This is a genomic window from Pseudonocardia sp. T1-2H (genome assembly GCF_038039215.1).
Lineage (GTDB): Bacteria > Actinomycetota > Actinomycetes > Mycobacteriales > Pseudonocardiaceae > Pseudonocardia.
The window spans coordinates 1,681,989-1,708,002 of the sequence record NZ_JBBPCL010000001.1 but is presented as its reverse complement, the minus strand read 5'-3'; the positions used below and the strand labels follow the sequence as shown (position 1 = coordinate 1,708,002).

The 26,014-nt window shown below is 72.0% G+C and carries 22 protein-coding genes and 2 pseudogenes; 8 read left to right on the top strand and 16 right to left on the bottom strand.

The features are described 5' to 3' along the window. The first annotated feature begins 2 nt into the window (after window positions 1–2). From cydB to WBK50_RS08505, 4 genes are all read left to right on the top strand, one after another. Complete coding sequence (gene cydB / locus WBK50_RS08520; RefSeq protein ID WP_341335067.1) at window positions 3–1,046, top strand: cytochrome d ubiquinol oxidase subunit II; 1,044 nt, start codon at window positions 3–5, stop codon at window positions 1,044–1,046. Beyond that, window positions 1,043–4,486, top strand: coding sequence for a thiol reductant ABC exporter subunit CydD (gene cydD, locus WBK50_RS08515; protein WP_341335066.1), 3,444 nt, complete (start codon window positions 1,043–1,045; stop codon window positions 4,484–4,486). Before cydB ends, cydD begins: the two co-directional genes overlap by 4 nt. Window positions 4,487–4,489: 3 nt before the next feature. Then, complete coding sequence (locus tag WBK50_RS08510) at window positions 4,490–5,524, top strand: hypothetical protein (RefSeq protein ID WP_341335065.1); 1,035 nt, start codon at window positions 4,490–4,492, stop codon at window positions 5,522–5,524. A 71-nt stretch (window positions 5,525–5,595) separates the two neighbouring features. Next, on the top strand, window positions 5,596–6,042 hold the full coding sequence (locus tag WBK50_RS08505; RefSeq protein ID WP_341335064.1) for a pyridoxamine 5'-phosphate oxidase family protein: 447 nt from the start codon (window positions 5,596–5,598) through the stop codon (window positions 6,040–6,042). Window positions 6,043–6,081: 39 nt separating this feature from the next. Here the strand turns inward: WBK50_RS08505 and WBK50_RS08500 are convergent, their stop codons facing one another. The 4 genes from WBK50_RS08500 to WBK50_RS08485 form a co-directional block, all read right to left on the bottom strand. After that, window positions 6,082–6,540, bottom strand: a complete 459-nt coding sequence (locus WBK50_RS08500; RefSeq protein ID WP_341335063.1) for a pyridoxamine 5'-phosphate oxidase family protein — start codon at window positions 6,538–6,540, stop codon at window positions 6,082–6,084. 56 nt (window positions 6,541–6,596) lie between these two features. Next, window positions 6,597–7,388 (bottom strand): hypothetical protein, encoded by a 792-nt coding sequence (locus WBK50_RS08495; RefSeq protein WP_341335062.1) that lies wholly within the window; start codon window positions 7,386–7,388, stop codon window positions 6,597–6,599. A gap of 340 nt (window positions 7,389–7,728) precedes the next feature. Further along, complete coding sequence (locus WBK50_RS08490; protein ID WP_341335061.1) at window positions 7,729–8,334, bottom strand: class I adenylate-forming enzyme family protein; 606 nt, start codon at window positions 8,332–8,334, stop codon at window positions 7,729–7,731. Continuing rightward, window positions 8,301–8,999 carry an AMP-binding protein gene (locus tag WBK50_RS08485; protein ID WP_341335060.1) on the bottom strand — a complete coding sequence of 233 codons (699 nt, stop codon included), beginning with the start codon at window positions 8,997–8,999 and terminating at the stop codon, window positions 8,301–8,303. The genes WBK50_RS08490 and WBK50_RS08485 overlap by 34 nt, the downstream gene beginning before the upstream one ends. A gap of 50 nt (window positions 9,000–9,049) precedes the next feature. Between WBK50_RS08485 and WBK50_RS08480 the strand changes: the two are divergent. The 3 genes and pseudogenes from WBK50_RS08480 to WBK50_RS08470 form a co-directional block, all read left to right on the top strand. Further along, window positions 9,050–9,586: pseudogene (locus WBK50_RS08480) on the top strand (SDR family oxidoreductase); the annotation flags it as partial. Window positions 9,587–9,657: 71 nt separating this feature from the next. Next, entirely contained in the window at window positions 9,658–9,780 is a 123-nt protein-coding gene (locus tag WBK50_RS08475; RefSeq protein ID WP_341335059.1) for an ATP-binding cassette domain-containing protein, read from the top strand. Window positions 9,781–9,852: 72 nt separating this feature from the next. Further along, on the top strand, window positions 9,853–10,008 hold the full coding sequence (locus WBK50_RS08470; protein WP_341335058.1) for a hypothetical protein: 156 nt from the start codon (window positions 9,853–9,855) through the stop codon (window positions 10,006–10,008). Window positions 10,009–10,029: 21 nt separating this feature from the next. On the opposite strand, the gene WBK50_RS08465 is transcribed toward WBK50_RS08470, so the two are convergent. The 8 genes from WBK50_RS08465 to WBK50_RS08430 form a co-directional block, all read right to left on the bottom strand. Further along, window positions 10,030–10,821 (bottom strand): alpha/beta fold hydrolase, encoded by a 792-nt coding sequence (locus tag WBK50_RS08465; protein ID WP_341335057.1) that lies wholly within the window; start codon window positions 10,819–10,821, stop codon window positions 10,030–10,032. A gap of 53 nt (window positions 10,822–10,874) precedes the next feature. After that, on the bottom strand, window positions 10,875–11,570 hold the full coding sequence (locus WBK50_RS08460) for a maleylpyruvate isomerase family mycothiol-dependent enzyme (RefSeq protein WP_341335056.1): 696 nt from the start codon (window positions 11,568–11,570) through the stop codon (window positions 10,875–10,877). Further along, window positions 11,567–13,249, bottom strand: a complete 1,683-nt coding sequence (locus WBK50_RS08455) for a (2,3-dihydroxybenzoyl)adenylate synthase (RefSeq protein WP_341335055.1) — start codon at window positions 13,247–13,249, stop codon at window positions 11,567–11,569. Before WBK50_RS08455 ends, WBK50_RS08460 begins: the two co-directional genes overlap by 4 nt. Then, window positions 13,230–16,844, bottom strand: coding sequence for an acetate--CoA ligase family protein (locus WBK50_RS08450; protein ID WP_341335054.1), 3,615 nt, complete (start codon window positions 16,842–16,844; stop codon window positions 13,230–13,232). The genes WBK50_RS08455 and WBK50_RS08450 overlap by 20 nt, the downstream gene beginning before the upstream one ends. Before the next feature lie 3 nt (window positions 16,845–16,847). Beyond that, on the bottom strand, window positions 16,848–17,660 hold the full coding sequence (locus WBK50_RS08445; protein WP_341335053.1) for a fumarylacetoacetate hydrolase family protein: 813 nt from the start codon (window positions 17,658–17,660) through the stop codon (window positions 16,848–16,850). Beyond that, on the bottom strand, window positions 17,657–18,760 hold the full coding sequence (locus tag WBK50_RS08440) for a cupin domain-containing protein (protein ID WP_341335052.1): 1,104 nt from the start codon (window positions 18,758–18,760) through the stop codon (window positions 17,657–17,659). Before WBK50_RS08440 ends, WBK50_RS08445 begins: the two co-directional genes overlap by 4 nt. Beyond that, a complete protein-coding gene (locus tag WBK50_RS08435) occupies window positions 18,757–20,106 on the bottom strand; it encodes an MFS transporter (RefSeq protein WP_341335051.1) in 1,350 nt (449 codons plus the stop codon). Before WBK50_RS08435 ends, WBK50_RS08440 begins: the two co-directional genes overlap by 4 nt. A 103-nt stretch (window positions 20,107–20,209) precedes the next feature. Next, window positions 20,210–21,034 carry a PaaX family transcriptional regulator gene (locus WBK50_RS08430; RefSeq protein WP_341335050.1) on the bottom strand — a complete coding sequence of 275 codons (825 nt, stop codon included), beginning with the start codon at window positions 21,032–21,034 and terminating at the stop codon, window positions 20,210–20,212. A 179-nt stretch (window positions 21,035–21,213) separates the two neighbouring features. Here WBK50_RS08430 and WBK50_RS08425 point away from each other — a divergent pair, with 179 nt between their 5' ends. Then, on the top strand, window positions 21,214–21,930 hold the full coding sequence (locus WBK50_RS08425; protein WP_341335049.1) for an alpha/beta fold hydrolase: 717 nt from the start codon (window positions 21,214–21,216) through the stop codon (window positions 21,928–21,930). Between the two features lie 100 nt (window positions 21,931–22,030). Here WBK50_RS08425 and WBK50_RS08420 read toward each other — a convergent pair whose 3' ends face one another. The 4 genes and pseudogenes from WBK50_RS08420 to WBK50_RS08410 all read right to left on the bottom strand — a co-directional run bounded on the left by WBK50_RS08420 (window position 22,031) and on the right by WBK50_RS08410 (window position 25,986). Next, window positions 22,031–24,529 (bottom strand): hypothetical protein, encoded by a 2,499-nt coding sequence (locus WBK50_RS08420; protein WP_341335048.1) that lies wholly within the window; start codon window positions 24,527–24,529, stop codon window positions 22,031–22,033. A gap of 259 nt (window positions 24,530–24,788) precedes the next feature. Then, a complete protein-coding gene (locus WBK50_RS08415; RefSeq protein ID WP_341335047.1) occupies window positions 24,789–25,229 on the bottom strand; it encodes a hypothetical protein in 441 nt (146 codons plus the stop codon). Continuing rightward, window positions 25,148–25,381: pseudogene (locus tag WBK50_RS34985) on the bottom strand (site-specific integrase); the annotation flags it as partial. The gene WBK50_RS08415 and the pseudogene WBK50_RS34985, both read right to left, overlap by 82 nt. 110 nt (window positions 25,382–25,491) lie before the next feature. Next, entirely contained in the window at window positions 25,492–25,986 is a 495-nt protein-coding gene (locus WBK50_RS08410; protein ID WP_341335046.1) for an MFS transporter, read from the bottom strand. Window positions 25,987–26,014: the final 28 nt, after the last annotated feature.

Here is a 26,014-nt window from a genome sequence, read left to right as displayed (position 1 = left end):
CCATGGACCTCACCACCGTCTGGTTCCTGCTGATCGCCCTGCTGTGGACCGGCTACTTCGTGCTCGAGGGCTTCGACTTCGGCGTCGGGATGCTGCTGCCCGTCGTTTCCCGCGACGAGACCGACCGACGCGTCGCTTTGGGCACCATCGGCCCCGTGTGGGACGGCAACGAGGTGTGGCTGCTCGTCGCCGGCGGCGCCACCTTCGCCGCCTTCCCGGAGTGGTACGCCACCCTGTTCTCCGGCTTCTACCTGGCTCTGCTGCTGATGCTGGTCGCGCTGATCCTGCGCGGGATGGCCCTGGAGTACCGGGGCAAGGTCGACGACGTGGCGTGGCGGCGGCGCTGGGACCTCGCGATCGTCGGCGGCTCGGCGGTTCCCGCCCTGCTGTGGGGCGTGGCGTTCGCCAACATCGTCCGTGGGGTGCCGCTCGACGCCGCCCACGAGTACACCGGCACCTTCTTCACCCTGCTCAACCCCTTCGCGCTGCTCGGCGGGGTGACCACCCTGCTGCTGTTCGCCCTGCACGGCGCGGTGTTCCTGGCGCTGAAGACCACCGGCGAGGTCCGGACCCGGGCGATCCGGGTGGCGTCGATCGCTGGCCCGCTGCTGGTCGTCGCGGGCGGCGCCTTCCTGGCCTGGGCGGTGTTCGGCTACGGCCCGCTGTGGACGCTCGCCCCCGCCGCAGTTGCGGCCGTGGGCCTGGTGGCGGGGACTGTGCTCGCGATGAAGGGGCGCGAGGGCTGGGCCTTCCTCGCCACGGCCGGCGCGATCGTCGCGGTCGTGGTGACGCTGTTCGGGACGCTGTTCCCGGACGTGTTGCCCGCCACCGACCCGGCGAACAGCCTGACCACCACCAACGCCGCGTCGACGCCCTACACGCTGACCATCATGACCTGGGTCGCGGTGGCGATCACCCCGGTCGTGCTCGCCTACCAGGCCTGGACCTTCTGGGTGTTCCGCCGGCGGCTCTCCCGCGCCGACGTCGGTGGCGACGCCGGGCTGGTCCTGCCGCGTCGGCTGGAAAAGGGCGCGCACCCGCGATGAAGCCGCTCGATCCGCGCCTGCTCCGCCACGCCGCCGCGGCCCGCCGGTTCGTCCTGCTCGGCGTCGGCATCGCCCTCGCGACCGCGGTCCTGGTGATGGCCCAGGCCCAGCTGCTCGCCGACGTGATCGCCGACGGGTTCCTCGGCGGCGCCGGGCTGGCCGCGCTCGCCCCGCTGCTCGGGCTGCTCGCGCTCGCCGTGGCGGGGCGGGCCGCGCTGGCCTGGGCCGCCGAGGTCGCGGCGCACCGGGCCGCCGCCGACGTCGTGCGGCAGCTGCGCAGCCGGATCGTGGCTCATGTGCTGCGCCTCGGCCCCCGGCACAAAGACCTGCCGCCCACCGGGGAGCTGGCCACCCTCAGCGCCCGCGGCCTCGACGACCTGGAGGGCTACTTCGGCCGGTACCTGCCGGCGCTGCTGATCGCCGCCGGCGTCCCAGCGGTGATCGGGGTCCGCATCCTGACCGCCGACTGGCTCTCCGGCCTGCTCGTGGGGCTCACCGTGCCGCTGATCCCGCTGTTCGCGATCCTCGTCGGGCTGCACACCGAGCGCTCCACCACCCGGCAGTGGCGCACCCTCGCCGTCCTCGGCCACCACTTCCTCGACCTCGTCGCCGGGCTCGACGTCCTCGTCGCCTTCGGGCGCGCCCGCCACCAGGCCGGCCGGTTGCACGAGATGGCCGAGGCCTACCGGCGCACCACCCTGCGCACGCTGCGGGTGGCGTTCCTCTCCGCGCTGGTCCTCGAACTGGTCGCCACACTGTCGGTCGCGCTGGTGGCCGTGTCGATCGGGCTGCGGCTCGTCGACGGCACCCTCGACCTCGCCACCGGTCTGTTGGTGCTGCTCCTCGCCCCCGAGGTCTACCTGCCCCTGCGCGCGGTCGGCGCGCGCTTCCACGACGCCGCGGCCGGCACCGCCGCCGCCACCACCGCCCTCGACCTGATCGACACCCCGGTCCCGGCGCGGGACGGGGCGACGGCGCCGGACCCCGCCCGTTTCCCCGTCACCCTGGGCGGCGTGCGGGTGGACGGACGGACCGGACCCGTACTCGACGACCTCGACCTCACCGTTCGCCCCGGGGAGCTCCTCGGCGTCACCGGGCCGTCGGGCTGCGGCAAGACCACCCTGATCGAACTGCTCGCCGGGCTCCGCACCCCCGACGCCGGCGACATCACCGTGGCCGGCACGGACCTGTGCCAGGTGGCCACCGCGGAGTGGATGCGGCGGGTCGCCTGGGTCCCCCAGCGCCCGGTGCTGCTCGCCGGCACCGTCGCGTCGAACATCGCCCTCGCCGACCCCGACGCCTCCCCCGCCGCGATCGCCCGGGCCGCCGAGGCCGCCCGGCTCGACGTCGACCTCGGTGCCCCGGTCGGCGAGGACGGCGAAGGTCTGTCGACCGGACAGCGGCGCCGCGTCGCACTCGCCCGCGCGATCCTCGCTGACCGCCCGCTGCTGCTGCTCGACGAACCCACCGAGGGCGTCGACCCGCAGACCGAGGCCGCGATCGGCGACGCCCTCGCCGCCGTCACGGCTGGGCGCACCACCGTGCTCGTCAGCCACCGGCCCGAGCTCCTCGCCCGCTGCGACCGCATCGTCGCGCTCACCCCGACACCCTCCGCGACCACGACACCGGCTACGACACCGGCCTCGGCCACGCCACCGGCGTCGAGCCGGCAGTCCGTCGTCTCGGCCGGCCCGGACCGTCGCCCCGGTGAACGGACCACGCCGGCAGGGCCGGCGCCCCAACGGTCCGCAGAGGCCGGCAGGTCGCTCGTGTACCGCGATGCCCTGCGCTGGGTTCTCACGGTCGCCCACGCCCAGCGAGGCCGGCTCCTAGCCGCCACCCTGCTCGGCGCCGCGGCGCTCGGTTGCGGGGTCGCCCTGACCGCCACCTCAGCCTGGCTGATCTCCGCGGCCGCGCTGCAACCGCCGGTTCTGACCCTGATGGTCGCGATCGTGGCCGTGCGCGCCTTCGGCCTCGGCAAGGGCGTGCTGCGCTACGCCGAGCGGCTCGTCTCGCACGACGCCGCTCTGCGCGTGGCCAGCGCACTGCGGGTCCGTCTGTGGACCGACCTCGTCCGGCTGGGCCCGGCCGCGACCGCGCGACAGCGGCGCGGGGACCTGCTCACCCGGCTCGTCTCCGACACCGACGCCCCGCAGGACCTGCTGGTCCGGGTCTTCCTCCCGGCCGCCTCCGCGCTGCTCGTCGGGGCCGCCGCGGTCACCGTGTTCACCGTGCTGCTCCCGGCGGCCGGCGTCGCACTCGCCCTCGGGCTGCTCGCCGCCGGGATCGTTGCCCCGGCCCTGTCTGTGTGGGCGGCGCACCGCACCGAACGCAACACCGCCCACCTGCGCGCCGAGGTCTCGACCCGCACGGTCGAGTTGCTCGACGCGGCCGCAGACCTGCTCGTCCTCGGTGCCGCGGACCGTCGTCGCGCCGAGCTCGACGCGGCCGACACCCGCCTTGGCCGCCTCCGCCGCCGCGCCGCCACGGCCACCGGCGCGGGCACCGCGCTGTCCGTGCTCGCGATCGGCCTGACCGCCCTCGCCTGCGCCGCCCTCGGACTCGCGGCGTTCGCCGCCGGCACGCTACCCGGCCCGGCGGTCGCCGTGCTCGCACTGACCCCGCTCGCCCTCGCCGAGGCCCTGGCCACCCTGCCCGATGCGGCCGTGCGGCTGCTCTCGATCGTTCCCGCCGTCCGGCGGATCCAGACGCTCGAACAGCTCGAACCGCCCGTCACCGACCCGGTCGCCCCCGTCACCACCCCGGCACCGCTCACGCTGCAGGCGCGTGCCCTGGCGGTGCGGTGGCCGAGCGCGAAGACCGACGCGGTGCGCGGCGTGGACCTCGATCTGGGCCCGGGGCGGCGGATGGCGCTCACCGGGCCCTCCGGAAGCGGGAAGTCCACGGTCGTCGCCGCGCTGCTGCGGACCCTGCCACCCAGCGGCGGCGTGCTCGAGGCCGACGGCCGCGACGTCACCGCACTGCGGGCCGACGACGTCCGGGCGGGCATCGCCTGGTGCGGATCCTGGAGTCACCTGTTCGACAGCACCCTGCGGGCCAACCTCGCCCTCGCCCGCCCCTCGGCGAGCGACGCCGAGGTTGTCGACGCGCTCCGCCGGGCCCGGCTCGGCCCCTGGTTCGACGCTCTCCCCGAGGGCCTCGACACCGCCGTCGGCCGCCACGGCGGTGCGGTGTCCGGCGGGGAACGCCAGCGGCTCGGGGTCACCCGGGCCCTGCTCACCGACCGCCCGATCCTGGTGCTCGACGAGCCCACCGCGCACCTCGACGCCGACACCGGCGACGCGCTCGCCGCGGAGATTCTCGCCGCGACCAGCGAGCGCACCGCCCTGATCGTCACCCACCGGCCCGAGCAGACCCCCGGCCTGCCCCGCGGCGAACTGGTCGCCGGCCTCCCGACGGCCGAGCCCACGAAGGTCTGACCGATGTCCACGACCCTCCTGCCCCCACCCTGTACGCCCGGCGTGATCACCGCCCTGCTCGTGCGTTTCCTCTCGACCCGGCCCGGCGCCGCGGCGGCCCGCACGCTCTGCGCGCTGCGCTACACCGCCCGCGACGGCCGCCGGATCACCCTTGTGGTCGCGGCGGTCCGCGACGCCGACCGCCTGCTCGTGGTGGTCGGGAACGCGGCCGTCAAGACCTGGTGGCGGCATTTTCGCGCGCACGAGCGCCCCGTCGAGGTCACGATCGATGGCCGCTGGGTGCGGTGCACGGGGCGCGTGCTCGACGCCCCGGAACGGGCCGCGGCGCTCGACGTCCACCACGGACATCACCCGCACACCCTGGTCGGCGACACCGACGAGGTCGTGGCGTTCCAGCCCGCCGCCGCCTCGACCGCCTCGCCACCGACGTCGTCGGCACTGTGGCGGCGCTGGTTCGCCTGGGTCACGCTCGGCGAGTTCGTCGGCTTCGTCGCCCCGGCCGTCGTCGGGGCGGTGTCCACCACGTGGTCGCTGCCGGCGGCGGCCGCGGCCCTGTTGCTGGCCGGCGCCGACGAGGGAGGCGCGCTCGGCTGGGCCCAGGCCCACGTCCTGGGCCCGCAGCTTCCGGCGCTGCGCCGCGGGCGGTTCGTCGCCGCGACCGCCCTCGCCGCCGTGCTCGCCTACGCGCTCGGGCTCATCCCCATGGCGCTGGGTGAGCGGCTCGCCGCGCTACCGGTCGCGGTCGTGGTCGCCGGCGGCGTGGTGGGCGGCGCCTGCCTACTCGCGACGATCGGTACCGCACAGTGGTTGGTGCTGCGGACGGTCAGGCCACGGTCCGCGTGGTGGATCGCCACCACTGCCGGGGCGTGGGCGGCCGGACTGCTGGTGTTCACCACGGTGGCGACTCCACTGTGGCAGCCCGGGCAGGCCCTACCCCTCATCATCGCGATCGGGGTGCTCGGCGGGCTGGTCATGGCCGCCACCGTCGCCGGCCTGACCGGGGCCGCCGCCGTCCGGCTACTCGGTCTTCCCCGCTGACCCGGCCGTCGGCGCGAAGTCATGAGCGCGGGACCGCTGGCGGGCGGTGCGCGTACGCAGCGTTCAGGAGAGTGGGGCATGGACGAGGGCGGGCTGACCGAGCCGGAGTGCTGGGAGCTGCTTGCGCACGCCGACATCGGTCGGCTCGGCATCGTGCTGGGCCGATACCCCCTCATCTTCCCGTCAACTATGCGCTGGACGGCCACCGCGTCACCTTCCGCACAGCGCCCGGTACGAAGTTCGCCGCAGCGCAGCACTCGAGGGTGTCGTTCCAGGTGGATCACGTCGATCCCGGGCGACACACGGGCTGGAGCGTCCTGGTGCTCGGCACCATCGCGGCGCCCGACCACAACGACCCGAGCACTGTTCGTCGTCTGGAACGGCTGGGAATCAACCCGCTCGCTTCCGGGGACAAGCCGGTCTGGGCACAGGTGGATCCCGAGAAGATCAGCGGCCGGCGGGTGAGCGGCGCCGGCCTCTCCTTGGACGACCGGAGCTACCGCGGCCTGTACTACTGACAGGGCTGCCGAGCGGCGGCCGTCAGCGGACGACCCCTTTCAGAGGTAGGCGCCGGGCTCGAAGGCCGGGGGCAGTTGGCCCGGGACGATGCGACGGCCGCTGATGCCCTGCGGGATCAGGCGCATCCAGTGCCCGTGGTCTCCCGGCGCCCACGGCTCCGCCCCGCTGGCGTGGGTGCGTTCGACGAGCTCGGCGCGGTGATCCTCCGTGACCGCCTCGGCGAGGCCGCGCACGAGCACGCTCCACCCAGACCGTGTCCGCTTGTCGATCTGGTCGACCTCGAAGGTGACGTTGGCGTGGTCGGCCGCGGAGAGCTTGGTGCCGGCGTCGGTGCGGATCACGATCGCCTCTCCGTCGAGCGCATAGTTCACCGGGAAGATCAACGGATAGTGTTCGGCGTTGACGCCCAGCCGTCCGATCTCCTCCGTCGCGAGGAGGCGGTAGCACTCGTCTGGGCTCAGGGCCTGCATCTCCCGGCCGTGTTCGGTCTCGGTCATCTCTTCCTCTCCTCGGACTCGGGCACCTGTGCCGGTGCTCGTCTTCCCGTCGCCGGTCAGGACGGCGCCGCGCGGGCGCCGCGGGTGATCACGAGGTCCTCGCGGGCGGGGAGGACGGGGGTGCGGACGGCGGCCCCGGGCGTGGTGATCTCGCCATCGGCGGTGTCGTTGCCGGCGGGGTCGCCGACCCCACCGGTGAACGCCAGGGCCTCGATTCCGCCGACCGCGGCGGCCATGGACGCGATCCCCGCGGCCAGCCGGTGGACGTAGACCTCCAGGCCCAGCACGGCGTCGGGTTCGCCTTCGGAGGCGCCCGCCAGGACCTCGCGCATGTCCGGTGTGCCGGCGAGCGCGGCGAGCCCGGAGTGCTTCTCCAGGGTCTCGGCGACCTCGTGCCGCGGGGTCCGATGATCGACGACCTTGCTGCGGGGCTTGCAGTGAACCCGGCAGCGACGGAGCTCGGCATAGAGCGAGTCCAACTCGTCCGGGCCCAGAGCACCCGCCTTCTTGCTGCCAACGAACGGCCGGACGTGCTTGTCCAGATACCGCTCGTACATCAGATGCGTACTGGCGCTGACGTCGAGCATCTCGAGATAGCGGTCGAGCAGCTGATCCACGGTGGCAGCGGTCCGCGGGTTCCGGCGCTCGTCGACCTCGTTGAGCATCCGGATCCGAGCGGCCTCAGCCTCTGCGCGTGGACGTGGGCCCGGCTGGACGATCTCGATGAGATCGTTGCGCTGGCCTGTGACGGCGTCGACACCGGCATAGACGCGCACCCGGTAGGCACCGCTCGGCAGCCGATCGACGCTGCCGCGAGTCCTCTGGCGAGGGGTCTGAGCACGAGGCATGACACGAGGGTAAGGAACATTCGTGTCATGAACCGTGTCACACACGCTGGCGCTGAGCGCCGAAGGCCACCAGATCCGCTGGTCAGACGCGGTGGGCGCGGCAGGGTTCGAACCTGCGACCGCTCGGGTGTAAAGCGCGCGCTACCTCCCTCCCAGGCCTCCTACCAGCGACAATGCTGGCGCCAGATCCCTCTTCAGCACCTCCGGCAGCACTCGTGAACGAAATTTCGTGTCATGAGTGGTGTCATGACGCGACTCCGACTCCGACTCCGACTCCGACTCCGACTCCGACTCCGACTCCGACACCTGCCTACCCGAGACTTGAGTTCTCTGTCGTAACTCACAAGTCTCGGACGATCACGCGTCCGCTTCCCGTCCGCGGGAACGAGGTGTGCTCGCGGATTTCGTCAGGGACACCGCGCCGGCCGAGGTGCTCGCGACACCAGTCGCGGAAGCTCTCCTGCTCGTAGTCTGCAGCCGGGATCATGTGGGCGACCACGAGGGCGTCGAGGGTCTCGTCCGCACGCGCGGTGACGGCGACGTCCTGGACCAGCGGGCAGGCCTGCAGGTCGATCTCCAGGCTGTAGGTCGAGAGGTTCTCCCCGCCGCGCCGGATGATGTGCATGCCTCGGCCGCGGAACTCGAAACGGCCCGTCGCGTGCCGGACCATCACGTCGCCGGTGCGCAACCAGCGCCCGTCGACGAGCGTCTCGGCAGTCGCCTCCGGCGCCTCGTGGTAGCCGAGCATCAGAGTGACGCCCGGGGTGCCGCGGACCCACAGCTCCCCTGGTTCGCCGTCCGGGGCGTCGGAGCCGTCGCGCCTGACCAGCCGCACCTCATCGACGCCGAGGAACGGTCGGCCGATCGTCGCGCGGTCGTCGGACTCCCACGGCGCGCCGCCGAGGACGCCGGTCACCGACTCGGTCTGTCCGTAGATCTGACGCATGTGGATCTCTGGGACCAGCCGGTCCCACTCCGCCAGTCCGCGCTGCTGAGTGTCATCCCGTAGTGGACGGCGCGGAGCGGGCCCGGGTCGACCGGGCGTCCGGAGGAGACGGCGCGTTTCAGCGCCATCCGCATGGGCGGGGCGACCATCGAGGCGATCGTGGCGCCGGTGCGGCGGGCGGCGTTGAACCAGGTGCTCGCGCTGAACCGGGGCACGATCGCGATCGAGCCGCCCGTGACGAAGGGCGGGGCGCAGAGGTAGAGCTGTGCGTTGGTGTGGAAGAACGGCGAGCAGAGGTAGTGCCGGTCGGTGCCGAGATAACCGCCGTTGCGCGCGAGTCGCTCAGCGGACATGACGTAGTTGCGGTGGGTGAGTTGCACCAGCTTCGGTGCGCCGCTGGTACCGGAGGTCGGCAGGAGTCCGGCGACGAGGTCGGGTGTGGCGGAGGGCGGCTCGCCGCCCTCCGCGCCCAGGTCGGCGGGGCAGGTGGTGGTCCACAGCTCGTCGTCGGACGGGACCAGAAGCCGTGTCGACGTCTCTGTCCGGGCGATGGCGTCGGCAATGAGGCCAGCGTTGGATGATGCTGCCACGACCGCGGCCGGTCCGGTGGCTCGTAGGGCCCGCTCGATAGTGAGCAGCCCGGAGTCCGGGTCGATCGCCTGCACGACCGCACCGTTGGCGGGGATCGCCAGCCATAGGGCCACGGTGAGCGGGCCGGGTCGTCACCGAGCTGGGCGCGCCGACGGTGCTGGTCAACAACGCCGGCATCACCCGCGACAACCTGCTGTTCAAGATGACCGAGGGCGACTGGGACACCGTCATGGGCGTGCACCTCAAGGGCTCGTTCCTGATGACCAAGGCGTCCCAGAAGCAAATGGTCGACGCCGGCTGGGGCCGGATCGTCAACCTCTCGTCGACCTCGGCGCTCGGCAACCGCGGCCAGGCCAACTACGCCACCGCGAAGGCCGGCATCCAAGGCTTCACCAAGACCCTCGCGATCGAGCTGGGCCGCTTCGGGATCACCGCGAACTGCATCGCGCCCGGCTTCATCGCCAGCGACATGACCAAGGGGACCGCGGAGCGCATTGGCGTCCCGTGGGAGCAGTACGTCGCCGACCGCGCCAAGGCCATCCCCGTCCAGCGGGCGGGCCAGGTCGAGGACATCGCCAACGCCGTGTCCTTCTTCGCCGATGAGCGCTCGGGATTCGTGTCAGGCCAGGTGTTGTACGTGGCGGGTGGACCGCGCACCTGAGGCGGGCGGCGCCGTCAGCTCGGGCCGGCTGCCCGCCGTTCGGCGAGGGTCTCCCCGCCCACTTCCGTGGCGTGCAGACTCGCATCGGCGAGCTAGTGCCGGGTCAGGCAACCCTGATCTCCGGCGGCGAGCAGCAGATGCTGGCGATCGCCCGGGCCCTGCTCGCCGATCCCGCCGTCCTGCTGCTCGACTAACCGTCCGACGGCCTCGCCCCGGCGATCGTCGACCAGATCGGTGAGCTACTGCGGACCCTGCACGGTGAGGGGGTGACGATGCTGCTCGTCGAGCAGGACCTGCACCTTGCTTTCGCCGTCTGCGACGAGATCGCGGTGATGGAGAAGGGCCGCATCGTCCATCTGGTCACCACTCCGGAGTTCCGCGCCGATCGCGGCACCGCCCACCGGCTGCTCGACGTCGCCTGAGCAAACGACGCCAAGCGCTGGTCAGGACACCGCGGCCTGCACGGTGGCGGCGAAGCCCGCCGGGTCCATGAGGTGCGCGAAGTGGTCCAGGCCGGGCAGCTCGGTGATCGCGGCGCCGGCGATCACGTCGACAAGTGCGTGGGCGGACTCGAGAAGGAATGGGGTCGTCGCGGTGCCCGCGATCAGGTGGGTCGCTGCCGTGATCGCGGCGTAGTGCTTGAGGTCGTCGCCGAGCGCGTCGATCTGCTCCAGCTCGCGGACCCAGGTCGGGGTCAGCGGCGCGCAGGCCGCCCACAGCGGGGTCTTCCGGATCTCCGGCACCGCCTCCGCGGGGACCCGCACGAAGTTGACCAGAGCGAACTCCAACGCAGCGTCGAGATCACCTGAGTCGACGAGGTCGCGGTATGAGGCCAGCCCCTCCCCCGCGACCGGCCCGTCCACTGCGAGCGGCGGCTCGAAGAGAACCAGTGTCCCGTCCAGGGGTTCGGTCTCGGCGTAGGCGAGCGTGCAGAGCGCGCCGTAGGAGTGGCCGAGCAGGTGGGCGCCCGCTCCGGCGACGGCCATGATCGCGGCGATGTCGGCGACCTCGGTGGAGAGGTCGTAGGCGGCGGCGTCACCGCTGCGGCCACGGGCGCGGCGGTCGTGGACGTAGCAGGTGAAGTGCTCGGCGAGGTGGTCGGTCGCTGGGATCCACTGCTCGGAGGTGGCCACGCTGCCGTGGGTGATGACGAGCGCGGGCCCGGTGCCGCGGCGGAGGTAGCCGATTTCGGTGCCGTCAGCAGAGGTGGTCGACTCGAACTGGATGTCGGACATCGGAGAACCCTTCGTTGGGCTGGACATCGTGGGATCGGGCTGTCGGGGCCGGGTCAGAGCCAGCGCGGGAGGATGGGACGGTCGGGCGCGGTGACCCGGCCGGTGAGCCAGCCTGCGAGATCGGCGGCGCTCGCTGCCACGGTCTCGCTCCTGGGGTCGGCGCCGAGGGACCAGGTCCGGTCGCGGTCGGTCGGAGCGAGGGCGAGCGAGGGGCAGTCGTCCTTGCTGGACAGGGCTGCGCTCACGTCGTCGAGCAGGAAGTCGACGACGCCCGCAGGCAGATCGTCCACATCAGCGCCGAGGTCGACAGCGTGCAGCCACACCTCGCGGATCCGCATCCAGGGCACCTCCGCAGCGGGGATCGCCCGGCCGAGAGCGCTGCGGACCTGGGCCTGCCACTGCTCGGGGGCCAGCGCGTCGAGCGCCTCGTTGAGCATCTCGGCCGTGCTCGCCAGCTCGTCGCGGAGCGTGGACACCGAGTGCGTGGCGGACCGTTCGATCTCCGCCGCCCGCTGCTCCCGGTTGGCGTACATCGGGGTCTCCTCCCCTGTACTCGCCCAGATCGCGAGGCGGTTCAGGGCCTCTGCGTTACGGGCGACGTGGCCGACGATGTGGGCACGTGACCACCCCGGCAGCGCGCTGGGTCCGCGGTAGTCCTCGTCGGTGAGCTTGCCGACGACGGCGAGTAGGTGCTCCGTCCCCTCACACATCCACGGCAGGGTCCGGGCGATGTCGTGGCGGTCGGTCATGCGGGGGCTCCGTTCAGGCGGTCGGCGATGTCGGCCCGCAGCGCCTTCTTGTCGATCTTGCCGACCTTGGTGGCGGCGAGCTCGTCGACCAGGACGAGGTGCTCGGGCAGCTTGAACCGGGCGACGCCGATGGCGTCCATGGACTCGCGGATCTCCTCGAGGGTGACTGTCGCGCCCGGCCGCGGGACGACGTAGAGGCAGACCCGCTCCCCCAGCTGCGGGTCCGGCATGGCCACCGCGGCGACCTGGGCGACCGACGGGAGCTGGTAGACGAGGTTCTCGACCTCCTCGGCGGAGATCTTCTCTCCGCCGCGGTTGATCATGTCCTTGTCCCGGCCCTCGACGATCAGGTTGCCCTCGGGGGTGCGCCGGCAGATGTCGCCGGAGCGATACCAGCCGTCCTCGGTGAAGGCGCGGGCGTTCTGCTCCTCGGCCTTGTAGTAGCCGCGGGGCGTGTACGGGCCGCGGGTGAGCAGCGAGCCCGGCTCGCCCTCCGGCACGTCCTGGTCGAGCTCGTCGACCAGGCGGACCTCGTCCGCCTGGCACATCGGGCGGCCCTGGGTGGTGCAGATGACGTCGTCGGGGTCGTCGAGGCGGGTGAAGTTCAGCAGCCCCTCCGCCATCCCGAACACCTGCTGCAGCGTGCAGTCGAGCGCCGGGGTGACCTTGCGGGCCAGCTCGTCGGCCAGCCGCGCGCCGCCGACCTGGAGCACCCGCAGGGTCGCGACCTGCGACGATCCGTGTTCGGCGGCGTGGTCGAGCCAGCGACCGGCGACCGCGGGGACCACCGCGGTGTGGGTCACGCCCTCGGCCTCGATCGTCGCGAAGGCCCGGACGGGCTCCGGCGAGGGCAGGGTGACGACCCGGCCGCCCGCCAGTAGCACGCCGAGGATGCCGGGGCAGGCCAGGGGGAAGTTGTGGCCCGCGGGCAGGCTGATCAGGTAGACGGAGTCGGCGTCGACGCCGGCCATCTCCGCGCTGCACCGGGCGTTGTAGACGTAGTCGTCGTGGGTCCGGGCGATCAGCTTGGGCAGCCCCGTGGTCCCGCCCGAGAGCAGGAAGACGGCGACGTCGCGGCTGCCCGGGGCGAGAGCGTCGAGCCGGACCCGGTCCGCCTCCGGGTCGCCGGGACCGCACAGCTCGCGCAGGTCGAGTCTGCCGGGGGCGACGTCGGCTCCCGCGACGAGCACGTGCCAGGGACCGTCGGTCACCTCCCGGACATCGTCGGCCAGCTCGTGGGCGAGCGTCTGGTGGTCGAAGTCCCGCATCCGGTCCGGCACCGCGATCGCGGTGGCCTCGGCATGCCGGGCCAGGTAGGCGAGCTCGGTGCGGCGGTGCGCGGGCAGCGCCATGACGGGCACGATCCCAGCCCGCAGGCAGGCCAGGGTGAGCACCACGAACTCCCACCCGTTGCCCAGCTGGACCACGATCCGCTCCCCCGGCGCCATGCCGAGATCGAGCAGGCGCGCCGCTGCGGCGTCCGCGCGGTCGGCGAGCTCGACGTGGGTCAGCCGCAGGTCGGCGGCGGCGTCGATCAGGGCCGGGGCGTCCGGCTGTGCGTCCGCGACCTCGCGCAGGGCGGTACCGAGCGGCACCTCCGCCCAGTAGCCCTTCGCGACGTACTTCGCAGCGAGGTCCGCCGGCCAGGGCACGGTGTGGTCACTGATGGGGCTGGGCATCGCTGGCCTCCCTGGGGATGACGACGGCGTCGAGGGCGACCAGGCCGGTCGCGGTGAGACGGAGGGGATTGACCTCGATCTCGGCGAGGTCGGGGTTGGCCACGAGCAGGTCCCCCAGTGCCGCGACGATCCGGCCGAGCTCGGCGGGATCGAGCACGGGGCCGCCGCGCCACCCGTCGAGCAGGGCATGCCCGGCCAGCTCGGCGGCCATCTCGGCGGCCTCGGCCGGGGCGACCGGCGCGAGCCGGATCGCGACGTCGGCGAGGGCCTCGGCGGTGGTGCCGCCCAGGCCGAGCAGCAGGATCGATCCGAACACGGGGTCCCGGCGGGCGCCGAGCACCAGGTCGACGCCGCCGGAGGCCATGGACTCGAGGAGGTAGCGCTCGGCGTCGATCGCGTCCAGGGCGTCGAGGGCGGTGTCGAGCTCGTCCGCGCTGCGGATCCCGAGGTGGACGCCGCCGATCTCGGTTTTGTGCAGGATCGCGGCGTCGAGGATCTTCACCGCGACCGGCCCGCCGAGCTCGGCGAGGGCGGTGTGCGCCTCCGCCCGCGACGCGCACACCCGGCGCAGGGTGGTCCCGACGCCGATCCGGTCGAGGAGGCTCTTGGCTTGGTCCTCGTCGTGCGGGCCGTGGATGCCGGTCGGCGCCGCGGACGATGTCGAGGCCGCCGGGGAGCGGTCCCGCGCGCGGGCGTCGGCGAGCAGCGCCCCGGTCGCCGCGGCGACGCCGCGGGGATCGGTCGCGACCGCGATGCCTGCCGCGAGCAGGTCACGACGCTGCTGGACCACGTCCTCACCGGTGCCGCCGAGGCCGAACACGACCGGGACCTCGGGGACCCGGCTCTCCTCCGCGGCCGCGACGAGGTCGACCGCGTCCGGCTCGTAGAGGGCGTATGCGGCGACGACGTCCACCTGCGGGTCCGAGGCGACGGTGTGGAAGATCCGGCCCAGCTCCGGCCCGGGCCTGCCGGTGTCGACCGGGTTGGCCTGGAAGGTCAGTGGGGGCAGCAGGGTCGCCAGGGTGTCCTGGGTGGCGCGGGCCAGCTCCGGCACCTGCGCCTGCCGACCGCGCAGATCGTCGAGCAGCAGCAGCCCCGGTCCGGCTTGGGCGGTCACTACGCCGACACCGGCCGCCCGTGCTGGCCGGGCGCGGGTCACCGACAGTGCCCCGACCGCATCGACGAGTTCACGCTCGTCGTCCACGATGACCGCACCGGCCTGGGCCAGTGCGGCGCGGGTGGTGCGCCAGGAGGTGGCGAGGGCACCGGTGTGCGAGGCGGCGAAGGCCCCGATGTCATGGCGCCCCACGACCAGTGCGACGACCGGCCGCTCGGCGGAGAGCCTACGGACGGCCTCGACGAGCCGGGGACCGTCGGCGACGGACTCGACATGCAGAGCGACCGCACCGGTGCTCGGGTCCGAAGCGAGGTGGTCGAGCACATCCGGTGCGGAGATGTCGACGGCGTTGCCCAGTCCGACGGCCAGGCTGATCCCGTGGCCCGCCTCGGTGAGCAGGAACGACAGGGCGTGATTGATCCCGCCGCTGGCCGCGACCACGGCGACCCGACCCGGCCGCACCTGGGCCACGCCGGGCACGAAGCTGGCTGTGACCCCGGCGTGCGGGGCGAGGAAACCGCTGGTGTTGGGGCCAAGGAGGCGGATGCCGGTCTCGGCGGCGACGGCGGCGAGGTCGGCCTGGAAGCCGATCCCGGGGCCGCCGGCCTCGGCGAACCCACCTCCGCAGATGACCGCCGCGCCTGCCCCCGCGGCGGCGGCCTCGGCCACCACCGACGCGCTCGCGCCGGCGGGGACGCAGACGACGACGAGGTCGACGGGGCCGTGCTCGGCGGCTGCGGCCACGCTCGGGTACATCGTGTCGTCGCGGGAGTTGACGAGGGCGATATGGCCGCCGCGCTCGGCGAACCCGCGCAGCGACCGGGCCATCGTCGCGCCGAGCTTGGCGGCGTTGCGGGAGGCGCCGACGACGGCGATCCCCTTCGGTGCGAACAGCGCGTCGAGATCGGTTGCGGTCATTCGGGTACTCCCACCAGGTCGGCGCGGCCGGAGAGGACGGTGGTGACCGCACGGTCCTGCAGGCCCTCCTCGCCGTCGACGTCCACCAGTAGCGCGGGCAGTCGATCGTGCATGCGGGCCTGTTCGCAGACCAGGGTGCGGGTCAACGGGGTGCCGCCCTCCACGGCGACCAGCACCGGCGCTCGCTCCCCCAGCGCGGCCCAGCGGCTCAGCCGACCGAAGGTCTCGGGGAGCCCGTCCTCGCCCCCGGGGGCCTCGACGCGGGCGGCCCATGGGCCGGCCTGCGGCTCGTCGGCGAACGGGAGGTCGCCCGCGACCGCGGCAGGCGACAGGCTCACCAGACGCCCGGGGGCCGACCATCCGCCGTGCTCGAAGGGCGTCTCCACCGGCTCCGTGCCATGGGCGTCGATCCAGCCGCGGTGGCTGGCCTCGACGAACTCGGGGGCCCGCCGGGCCAGGCGGGCGTCGGAGATGCTGCGGGACAGGAAGTGGTAGGCGAACTGCCACGGCTCGAACTCGTCGTGGTAGCGCCCGAAGTGTTCCCACCAGGCCAGACTCGGCCGCGCCGAGCTTCTGGATCTTCCGCACGGACGGTTGGGCCGCCTCCTCGTAGGCCGCGAGGGCCGCACCCAGGTCGTCGGGCGACGCGGCGACGGCGCGGGCGAGCTCGACCGCGTCCTCCATCGCCATCTTGGTGCCCGATCCCACCGAGAAGTGGGCGGTGTGGACGGCGTCGCCGAGGAAGGCGACCGGGCGCGGACTCAACGCGTGCCAGCGCTGGGTGCGGCGGGTGCGGAAGTTGCCCCAGCGTGAGTTGTTGGTCAGCAGCCGCTTGCCGTCGATCTGGTCGGCGAACAGCTTCTCCAGGTAGTCCTTGGTGACCATGTCGCTGGCCCCGGGCGGCTGGGTCACGTCGAACTCGTCGAGCCCGGCACGGCGCCAGGACTCCTCATCGGTCTCGACGATGAACGTCGAGACCTCGTCGGAGATCGGGTAGCCGTGCACGGCGAAGACGCCGTCCGGGCTGCGCTCGTGGACGAAGGTCAGCCCGTCGAAGAGGTAGTCGGTGCCGAACCAGATGAACTTCGCCGTCGCGGTCTCCACCTCGACGCCGAGATCGGCCTCCAGCTGCTCCCGGATCCGGGAGCCGGTCCCGTCGGCGGCGACCACGAGGTCGTAGTCCGCGAGGTCGGCTAGCGTGACCTCGGTGGAGAAGCGCAGGTCCGCCCCGACGTCCCTGGCACGGGCCTGCATCAGCGCGAGCAGCGTCTTGCGCACAACGGCAGCCATGCCGTTGCCGCCGCAGCGGATGCGCTCGCCCTTGAGCCGGACCTCGATCTCGTCCCAGTGCTTGCCGTGCTCGGTCAGGGCCTGGCGCAACACAGGATCGGCCTCGTGGATCCCGGCCAGGGTGCGGTCGGAGAACACCACGCCGAAGCCGAACGTGTCGTCGGCGCGGTTGCGTTCGAACACGGTGACCTCGACCGACGGGTCGGCCTGCCGGATCAGGGTGGCGAAGAACAGCCCTCCCGGCCCGCCCCCCGCGACGGCGACACGCATGCCTCAGGCCCCCTTCACCAGGGTGTTGCGCAGCTCGCCGACGCCCTCGACGCGGGTGACCAGCTCCGAGCCCGCGGCCAGGTAGCGCGCGGGCTTGCGCGCGTGCCCGACCCCGCCCGGCGTGCCGGTGGCGATGATGTCGCCTGGGACGAGGGTGATGATCTGCGAGATGTAGGCCACCAGGTCTGCGGGCCCGAACACCAGGTCGGAGGTGTCCGCCTTCTGCACGACGTCCCCGTCGACCTCGCAGGAGATCTCACCGGGCACCACGTCGGTGACCAGCCACGGGCCGACCGGGGTGCTGCGTTCGAAGGTCTTACCCTGCAGCCACTCGATCGACCGGTACTGGAAGTCCCGGGCGGTCACGTCGTTGACCACCGTGTACCCGGCGATCGCCGCGGCGGCTTGCTCCGGGGTGGCGTGCCGGACCTCGGCGCCGATCACGACGCCGAGCTCGGCCTCCCAGTCCACCTGCTCCGACCCGGCGGGCAGCTCCACCGGGTCGTGCGCGCCGACCAGGGCGCGGGCGAACTTGGCGAACAGCGCCGGGTACTCGGGCAGGTCGCGGCCCATCTCCAGGATGTGCGTGCGGTAGTTCAGCCCGACGCAGAACACCTTCTCCGGCCGCGGGACGAGCGCGGCGTAGTCCAGCCCGATCAGGTCGTGCCGGGCGCCCGACGCCGACTCCGCGGCGGCGCGCCAGTCCGGCCGGGCCAGGAACTCGCCGAGGTCGGCGGCGCCGAGCTCGACCGCCCCGTCGTCGTCGATCCGGACGGCCGCAGTTCCGGCGGTGGTGCGGATGGTCGCGAGCTTCACGAACGGTCCTCTCGGGAAGTACGGGCAGTGCTTTCGATCCGGGACAAGCCCAGGGCCTCGAAGACGGGGGCATCGGAGTAGGCGAAGGCGTCGAGCCCCGCGGGGCCGGCGTCGAAGGCGAGCCCGGCCCAGGACGGCACGCAGAACAGGTCGCCCTTGCCGACCTCGTACCGCTCCTCGCCGACACTCACGACGCCGGAGCCCTCGAAGACCTGCCAGACGGACGAGCCCGCCGTGCGGGTCAGCGCGGTCGAGGTGCCGGCGCGCAGGCGGTGCATCTCGCAGCGCATCGTCGACAGGCAGTCCCCTGCGGTGGCCGGGTTAGTGAAGCGGACGACGGCGTGTCCGGGCTCGACGACACCGGGGTGCCCCTCGGCCTCCAGCTCCAGCTGTGCGGTCAGCGCAGCGTCGGTGTGCTCCCAGCGGTACGCCATGAGCGGCGAGGCCTTCGGCGCCGGCGCGCCGACCGGAGTGAGCCCGGGATGACCCCAGAGTCGCTCGTTGCGCGAGACCTCGGGAGTCTCCTTCGTGGCGAGCACATCCGGCCCGAACTCGAAGAAGCCCGCGTCGATCGTGCGGATGAGCGGGATGTCCAGGCCATCGATCCATGCCATCGGGTGGTCGGTGGTGTTGTGGTGCTCGTGGAAGTGCATGCCCGGGGTGAGCAGCAGGTCCCCACGTCGCATCGCGACCGGGTCACCCTCCACATTGGTCCAGACACCCTCGCCCTCGACGACGAATCGGAACGCCGTCTGCACGTGCCGGTGCGCGGGGGCCTCCTCGCGCGGGCCGAGGTACTGGATCGCCGCCCACAGCGTCGGCGTGGCATACGGGGTGCCCGGCAGGCCCGGGTTGGCCAACGCGATCGCGCGCCTCTCACCGCCACGGCCGACGGGGACCAGCTCACCCGCCTGCTCGGCCAGCGGCAGCAGCGTCGACCAGCGCCACAGGAACGGCACCGAGTCCGGCCGCGGGCTCGTCGGCATCAGCCCGCCGATCTGCGTCCACAGCGGCGTCATGTGGGCGGCCTCGAAGTTCGCGTACAGCTCGTCGAGCTGCTTCTGCTCCTCCGGCGTGATCTCTCGAACCGTCGCGGTCATGCGGTCGTCTCCTCCTTCGTCGTGCCCGAGGTCGTCGGGTCGTCGGATGTGCTCGCGGTCGTGGTTCCCGCGGTGCGTCGCTTGGGGATCAGGGCGATCAGGATGGCCCCCGCCAGCGCCGGCACGGCGAACCCGTAGAAGTTCCACTCGAACCCGATGCCCGAGGCCAGCACCCAGCCTCCGAACAGCGGTCCGACGATCGCCCCGGCCCGGCCGACGCCCAGCGCCCACCCGAGGGCGGTCGCCCGGATCGAGGCCGGGTAGTGCACGGCGACGTAGCCGTTGACCAGGATCTGGGTGCCTACGCTGCCCAGGCCCGCGATCGCGACCGCGACGAACAACAGACCGGTGTCGACGCGCTGGCTCAGCACCAGCAGACACGCGGTGGCGAGCAGGAACGCTCCGACCGTCACCGGCTTGGGCCCGAAGCGGTCGGCGAGCGCGGACGCCGCGACGCCCCCGACGATCGCACCCAGGTTCAGCACCAACAGGAAGGTCAGCGCGGACCCGAGCGGGTAGCCCGCCTGCCGCATGATCTGCGGCAGCCAGGTGTTCAGGCCGTACACCAGCAGCAGCCCGCAGAAGCTCGCCGCACCGAACAACAGCGTCGCGGTGATGCCGTCGCGACGGAACAGGGCCCGGGGCCCGGCCTTGCCCGCGGCTGCCGCCCGCTCCTCCCGCAACGCCGGCAGATCGACGCCGTAGCGGTCCGCGAGGGTCCGGGCCTCGTCGTCACGGCCCTTCGCGAGCAGGTAGCCGACCGATTCGGGCAGGAACCGCCACGCCAGCGGGAGCACGATCACCAGCGGCGCGGCCCCGATGGCCAGCAGCGGCCTCCAGCCGTGGTCGGCGAGCAGGAGCAGTGCCAGGACCGCGGCGATGACACCACCGACGGAGTAGCCGGCGAACATGAGCGCGTTGTAGAGCTGCCGACGACCGCGGAGCGCGTACTCGACGGTCAGGGCGATCGCCGAGGGGATCACTCCACCGAGACCGAGCCCGGCAAGGAACCGCAGCAGCCCCAGCATTCCCGGGTTCGGAGCCAGTGAACAGGCGACCATCAGCACCGAGAACCAGGTGATACCGATCAGCATGATCCGGCGGCGGCCGAGGGCGTCCGTGATCGCTCCCGCAGCCAGCGCGCCGATCAACATGCCCACCAGGGCATAGCTGCCGATCGCTCCGACCTGGGCCGGGCCCATGTTCCAGCCGGGTTCGGCCAGCAGGCTCGGAACGGCCGAGCCGTAGACGATCAGGTCGTAGCCGTCGAAGACGATCGTCAGGAAGCACAGCGCGACCACGATGAGCCCGGATCGGGCAGCTGCAGGGCCTGTCGCCTGTGACACGAGCACCACGCTCCTCGTTGGTTCGCTCGCCGCCATGGCGAAGCGCCCACAACTTACAACAAGAAGTCGACGGCCGTCTATCTAACGAAACATATATGTCGGGTCAGCCGGCCTCGACCGCCGGCGCTGCGACTCGCTCGATCAGCGAGTCGACGCATCGTTCGGCCGGCTCGCGGAGCAGGCCGTGCGCCTCGAGGAAGACGTCGTGAGCCCGCCGCCCGGACCAGCCTGCGGGAAGCAGCTCCAGCGGGAGGTCGGGATCGCGGAACGGGAAATGGCGGTAGTCGTGGACCAGGCGCATACGCTCGACGAGCGCCTCGGCGTCGGATAGTTTGCCGCGACGGTAGCGGTCGAGCCGGGGCTCGTAGGTCTCCAGGAGCCGGGCGTAGTCGCGATCGAGTTCGCCGAGGTCCCAGGCGCGGGCGGCCATGTCGCGGTCGGCCTCGGTGTTCGGCGAGCGGGACCTGAACACGTCGAGCTGGACCGCCGAGACCCCCTCGAATGCCTCGCGAAGCTGCTGGACACGGTCGTGCGGGCTGATCCATACCGACGCGGCGAGCGGTCCGAAACCGAGCCAGGCGAGCTTCTTGCGCAGCTGTTCGCGCAGGCCCCGCTCGGTCTCCGGAACCGAGTAGATGACCATGTGCCACTGCCCGTCCCACGGGCCCGCCGTCCGCTGGAAGATCCGCGAGCGGCCCTCGTCGAGCAGCGCCCACGCCTCGTCGGTCAGCGAGTAGACCGTCTCGCGCCCGTCGCGGCGGCTGGCCAGCCACCCCTCCTTGCGCAGTCGCGTGACCACCACCCGCACGGTGGACTCAGGAACACCGAAGCGCTCCATGAGCGCCACCAGCCCACGAAGACGGACCTCGCCGCCTCTATACCGCAGGTAGTCACCGAACAGATCGAAGACCAACGAGCGCGCCTTCACGCCACCTCCCAGGATTCCTTCGCACAGTAGACCGGCATCCCGACGCGACCCCACGGCATCGATCACTCCCGGACGCGGCACTTTAAGTGTGCCGTTCTCTTGCCGTCCGTCTCATGTATGACGCACACTTGCGCCCATCCGTTCGCGTGGGCCCTTCTTGCCTGTCAAAGGAGATTCGGATGTCCGAGACCTTCGTGTTGATCACCGGTGCCTGGCACGGTGGCTGGGCCTGGCGGCCGGTCGCCGAGCAACTGCGTGCAGCCGGCCACCGCGTCCTGACCCCGACACTCCCCGGCCTGCACGACGGCGACGACCCGACCCAGTACCACCTTTCCGACGTGGTCGACGCGGTCGTCGACCTGGTGGAGCGTGAGGACCTGCGCGACGTCACACTCGTCGGGCACAGCTGGGGCGGCTACCCGATCACCGGCGCGGCGCCGCGGCTGGCCGGGCGCCTGCGCAAGGTCGTCTACTGGAGCGCATTCGTGCCGGCTGCGGGGAAGTCGCTGTTCGACGAGGTGCCTCCGCCCTACCAGGAGCTTTTCGCCGGGCAGGCCACCGCGTCGGGGAACAACTCGGTGGCAATGCCGTTCGAGGTCTGGCAGGCCGCGTTCATGAACGACGCACCGGAAGACATCCAGCGCGCGATCCACGCGCTGATGGTGCCGCAGCCGTTCCAGTACTTCACCGAGACCGTCGAGCCGCTCGACGTCGAGGCGCTGGGCGTACCCGTCGCTTATGTGTTGAGCACCGAGGACGTCGCGCTGCCTCCCGGCGAGTACGGCTGGGACCGCTTCCCCGGCCGACTCGGGGTCGACGCAACGGCCGCCCCCGGCAGCCACGAGGCCTGCTTCACCCAGCCGGCCGGCCTGGCCGAGGCACTGCTCAAGGCCTGAGCCACACAGGTCTGACAGCCCCGGTCTGACTGCCAGCAGGTCTGACACGAGGAACGGCACCTCCGCCGCGGCGGAGGTGCCGTTCCGTTGTTCCGGCCGGTCAGCCCTGCGGGTCCTCCTGCGCCCCGGCACCCGGAGCCGGGTCCTGGCCGAGCTGGTTCGGCGGGAACCGCAGCGGAGGCAGCAGCTGCAGCGGGAGCTGCGGGACGTTGCCTACCTCGGGCGGAATGGGCGCACCCTGCACAGGGTTGCCCACCGGGGCAAGCGGGTCGGCCGGAGCGTAGGTCTCAGGCTTCGCCAACCCGCCCGAGTCGGTGCCGTCGAAGGACTCGGTACGGTCGCAGCCGGCCAGAGTGAGCCGCAGCGGCCCATCGGTCGCCACCTTCAGTTCGGCGTCGCAGTCCACGCCGGCCCGCTTCGGGTCGACGGTCACCGCACCAATGCCAGCCGATCGCACGTCGAGCACGTTCTCGGCGTTCGCCGCGGCCGGTGTGTCGAGATGCCGATGTTCCCGCAGATAGGGGTTGATCGGAGAGAAGGTCCCGTCGGTCGCTCCGATCTCGCTCTGCGAGGGCGGCACAGCCGCGTCGGCGACCCCCTGCCCGCGCGAGTCCACATCGATGGTGCCCGGCTCGGGCCCGCGCGTCTCGATACCCGAGAGCCAGTACGCCTTGTCCGCCACGAGGCCGGACTGCGGGTCGTCCATCAGCGGGTTGCGCACAAACGTGACGTGGTGCGGATCCACCGCGCGCGGCTCGTCGCCCAGCCAGTCAGTCGCCTTCTGCCACATCCCGTTCTTGCACATCACCAGGTGCTCGGCGGCGAGCCCGACCCAGCTGTAGAACTCGTAGTCGTAGTCCCCGTTCTTGTAGGCATCGGCCCGCTCCCGGGTGATGGTGTAGGGGATGAAGTCATCGTTGACCCCGGCCCACTCCATCACCGGCTGGTTGCGCCGGCTAGGTAACAGGGTGGACAGCTTCGAGCCGGGCTCGTGCACCGTCACCGTGTCAACGCCGAGCTGGTCACCGACCTTGTCCGCCACCGCGTTGACCCCGGGCAGGGACGGCGCGACGTTGAGCCCGTCGCAGATGAACGCCTTGTTGAACACATCGGGGAAGGACAGCGAGAGCTTGTTCGCCATGTAGGCACCACTGGAGAAGCCGCCCATCGCGGTGCGCTCGGTGTCGAGGTGGTAGTGCCTGCGAGCGTCGGCGATCGCCTCGAACACGGCCGCGCCGGACTCGCCGTAGCCCCATTCGTCCTGGCCGCGGGCATCGACGTCTATCACCATCGTCGGGTTGCCGGGCCGCTCGGCGAACTGGCGGTAGAGGTCGCGGTCCCCCGCGACGTCGTCGCCGGGACGCAGGGCGTAGCCGTTGGTCCACACCATCGATGCGTAGCCGTCCTTCGGCGCGGGCGCCTCGGGGACGAACACCATGTACCGCTGCAACCGCCCGGGGAGGTCGGGCACACAGTCGTCGCGGCAGGGCCAGCCAAACGCCACGCTCGGGCGACCCTCGCTGCCCTCCCCCGCACCGGTCGCGATGCCACCCTGCTGCGTGCCGGACCCCGGCGGCGGACCACCCGGGTCACTCGGCAGTCGTCGGCCCTGCGCCTTCTCGAAGTTCGACGCGAAGATCCGAGTCACGTACCCGCTGGTCGGGACACCTGACTCGTCATCGACGCCGTCGGCCAGCTTTGCGAAATCGACATCGGCGAAGAACGGTGAAAGGTCGCCGTTCGCGATCGCACGTTTCTGGTCGTTATCCCGGTAGGGGGCCTCGAAGGGCTCGTCGAAGCGGAAGGCGCTGTCGAAGAACGCCGACGGCGTGGGATCTCCGGCGACCGCGCCGCCGGGGTGGGTCTCGTCCGCGGTGAGCTGCGGGACCAGATAGGAGTCGTTCGCGCCATCCCACAGCCCGGCGGCGGCAGCCACCCGCTCCGAGCCGGTGGGCTCCCACGCCGTGTGCGGCACCCGGATCTCGACCTGTCGGCGCTCGAGGTCCACCGCGACTTCGGGGGCCGCGAGCTCCTCGCCGGTGGCGGCGTCGACGACATCCCCCTCGGTGCCGTGCACGGTGACGAACCGCTCCGCAGGCATCACGGTGTTCGCGCGGTGCGGCGCCTCCCGCGGGTCGTCCGAGTCCCCGAGCGCAAGCGTGAGGCCCAGCAGCTTCGGGTCGGTCATCGTGTTCATCGTGACCCGGAACGCCGTCGCATCGGCCTCGGGCTTGACCCGAACTTCGACGATGTCAGCGGCGTTGCGCCGGTACGCCGGGTCTTCCGGGTAGGTGTAGTTACGCAGCAACGTGTCGTTGGGCCAGCGCCACTGGGTACCACCGCCCTGATCGTCATAGACACAGCCCTGGTGGACGTACTCACCCTCCCGGTACGCGCTGGTCATGCAGATCCCAATCGGATCGGCTTGCCAGATCCCGGTGTTCTGCAGCTGCGGCGCATCCACCGCGGGCGCGCGGAGCAGCTCAGGACCGGCAGTATCGGCAGGCGGCCCGTCCTTAGCCAGCGCCGGACCCGCCGCGAACGCACCGGCGACCAGCGCACCGGCCACCAAGGCCGCAATGCCGGATCGCTTGATCACGTGGAGCTCACCTCGCACCTCCACCGCCCCCGCGTGCGCCGCCCGTGCCTCGATGCGCGGGGACTCCGGCGTCGGGGCCGGCAACCGGTCAACGACCCGTCCCCGGACAAGTAACGAAAATCCGGCGTCCGCCTGAAACATGGAACAAAATGGCCCGATCGGGTGACGTTTCAGAGGCCCAACAACTGGACATCGGCAGGACAAAGGTCGCCGCCACCGTCGTCGAGCACCGCTTCCCCGGCGTCTGCGCGGCGATGGACTACCCCGGTGGGTGAGCCGACCCTCCAGCCAACATCTCGGCCCCTCGCTGATCAGCAGGCTTGGTCCAGCTCGCGTACACGCGCAGCGTGGTCGCGCCGCCGTCGCTGTCGTCGAGGCGGCCAGCGGTCGTCCTAAGGTCCACACCGGCGGCGAGGAGCTGGGTCGCGTTGAAGTGGCGGAGGTTCTTCAGCGGCTCCGTGATGTCGAGGTTGTTCGCGACCTGGCGATAGGCGTGGGTGAAGTGGTCGGGATGCCATGGCGCAGCACCGGCGGGGTCCGGGGAGAAGACGAAGGCGTTGGCGGCGAAGGCCAAGCCAACCGGTGCCAGGCCGACCTCTCTGGTCGCGCGGAACTGCGTCAGCAGCTCGACCGAGACTGAGTCGAGGGATGGCAGGCGCTCGTCCCCGGTCTTGGTGCCCTTGTGCAGAACTGGTTGCACCGCCGGAGGTGCGCGTAGAGCTTGTCGAGGATGTCCACCCGGTGCTGCAGTTTCCGGATCGGCATGTCGCCGAGCGCGGGTTTGATCGTGCGGCGGATGTAGCCAGCCGACGTCTCGGCGGTGCTGAGCTCGTGGTCGACCGTCTCCATCCAGCGGTCGAGAAGCGTGAACCGGCCTGTGCTACCACCTTCCGGGCGGCGGCCTCGGGCCCAAACACGGCACCGAGCGTCTTAGGTCGGCACTCAGCCCATGCGGCTCCGGATCAGTCACGGCGCGACACGAGGGCGGCCAGGCCGCCAACGAGGTACTCGGCGCGAAAACCGAGCACCGGGACGACGGCGGCCGCGACGACGGCGGCGAGTGCCCCGCCGACGCCGACCCCGGCAAAAGCGAGCGCGGTGTTGAGGTTGCGCCGCTGCAGCGCCGAGTACTCGAAGACGAGCGCGGCGATCGAGGGCAGGACGCCGCCGACGCCGATCCCGACCAGGACTCGTCCGACAGCGAACAGCGTCACCCCGGGGGCGACCCCGCACAGCACCATCGCCAGGGAGAAGACCGCGACGCTGGCGAGGATGAGCCGTCGGCGCCCGAGCATGTCGGTCAGCAGGCCGACCAGGACGGCGCCGACCAGCATCCCGATCGGGGTCAGGCTGCCGAGGACACCGGCCTGGGCCACCGTCAGGCCCCAGTCCTGGTCGGCGAGCATGGTCGGCAGGGCGGCTCCGTAGGCGAGGACGTCGTATCCCTCGAGCGTCATGCACGCGAGGCAGAGCAGCAGGACGCTG